Below are 1422 nucleotides of genomic sequence, written 5' to 3'. Positions count from 1 at the left end.
TAGTACTCCAGCCGTAGAAGGTGATCTTTATCGTTTCCGGGTGGATTGTCGCTGGTAGTGGCAGGTGCGGGCGCGGGCTTGGTGGCGTCGCCGCCAGTGCGACCAGTGCAGGCAGTGCGCGGGATCAGGGGCCGTGCGTGAGGTCATGCGGGTCAGTAGCCGCTGAACCTCGGCCAAAGTGATCGGGGCCAGGTCGGGTTGGTCGCCGAGGCGGGCGCGTTCGGCTGTGGTCACGGCGGCCAGGAAGGCGTGCGCGAGCATGGCGAGGGTGGTCCACCGGTACCAGGATCTCCAGGTGCGGACCTGGTGCTGGTCCAGACCGCACAGGCCCTTGCCGGCCTGGAACGCCTCCTCGATGGTCCAGCGCCGTCCGGCAACCTTCACCAGCGCCGCGACCGGCACCGGGCCGGGCGCGTAGCAGCGGTAGAACGCCAGTTCCCGTGTGCGGCGGTTGCGCCGGATCAGCAGCCACCGGCATCCCGGCCGGTCGGTCCGCCGGTCGGTGTCGACCAGCGCCCAGTCATAAAGACGATGGCCCTTGGCGCCTGCCCCGGCCGACAGCCGCTGCCAGGCCCGCTGGGGAAGGGCGGCGGCCACCTGGTCGGCACGGCGGGCGCCGATGGGCAGGGCGACCCGGTGGGAGGCCGCCACCGCCAGCACATATCCCACGCCGCGTTCCTCCAGCTCACGGCGCAGGGCAGGGTACTGGCCGTAGACCTCGTCGGCGGCCACCCACTCGGCCTGCGTTCCGGCGTCCAGCGCGCGGGCGATCATGCGGCGGGCCAGCTCGCCCTTGGTGGCGAAGGCTCGGTCGGCGGGCACTCGGGCGTCATGGCGTCGCTGGTCGTCGCCGGCCCAGACGTGGGGCAGATACAGCTCCCGGTCGATGAAGGCGTGCCCGGCGTCGGCCGCGTAGGCCAGGAACACCGCGACCTGGCTGTTCTCGATGCGGCCGGCGGTGCCGGTGTACTGGCGTTGCACCCCGGCCGTGCGGGTGCCCTTCTTCAGGTCGCCGGTCTCGTCCACCACCAGCACCGCCCCGGCGCCGGCGAGGCGGGCGGTCACGTACCGGCGCAGATCATCGCGTACGGCGTCGGCATCCCAACTCGCCCGCGACAGCAGATGCTGCATCGCGTCCGGGGTGGCGTGACCGGCGTGCTCAGCCAGCGTCCAGCAGTTCTTGCGCGGCAGCTCGGCCAGCAGCCCCAGCAGCATCGCCCGGGCCGTGCGTCGTGGCTCCACCCGGGTGAATCGGCAGGCCAGATGGCCCATCAGGTCATCGAACATGCTCTGCCAGCGGCCAGGGTCTACGCTGTGGCCAGCGGCCACCGCCCGGTTTTCGTTTGTCCTCACAAACAACGATGATCACGCGGTGGCCGTCCTGCTTCCAAACGCCCTTAACCAGCAAGATCGCGATCTACA

The 1422-nt window shown here is 70.7% G+C and carries 1 protein-coding gene; it reads right to left on the bottom strand.

Annotation, left to right across the window (positions count from 1 at the left end; all coding sequences use genetic code 11):
* Nucleotides 1-27: 27 nt before the first annotated feature.
* Complete coding sequence (locus ACFPZN_RS55985) at nt 28-1272, bottom strand: IS701 family transposase (RefSeq protein ID WP_378293571.1); 1245 nt, start codon at nt 1270-1272, stop codon at nt 28-30.
* Between the last annotated feature and the right edge of the window lie 150 nt (nt 1273-1422).

Origin of the sequence: Actinomadura rugatobispora (assembly GCF_042656285.1) — a bacterium.
In the GTDB taxonomy this organism is placed as follows: Bacteria; Actinomycetota; Actinomycetes; order Streptosporangiales; family Streptosporangiaceae; genus Spirillospora; species Spirillospora rugatobispora.
This window is presented reverse-complemented; position numbering and strand designations above follow the sequence as displayed.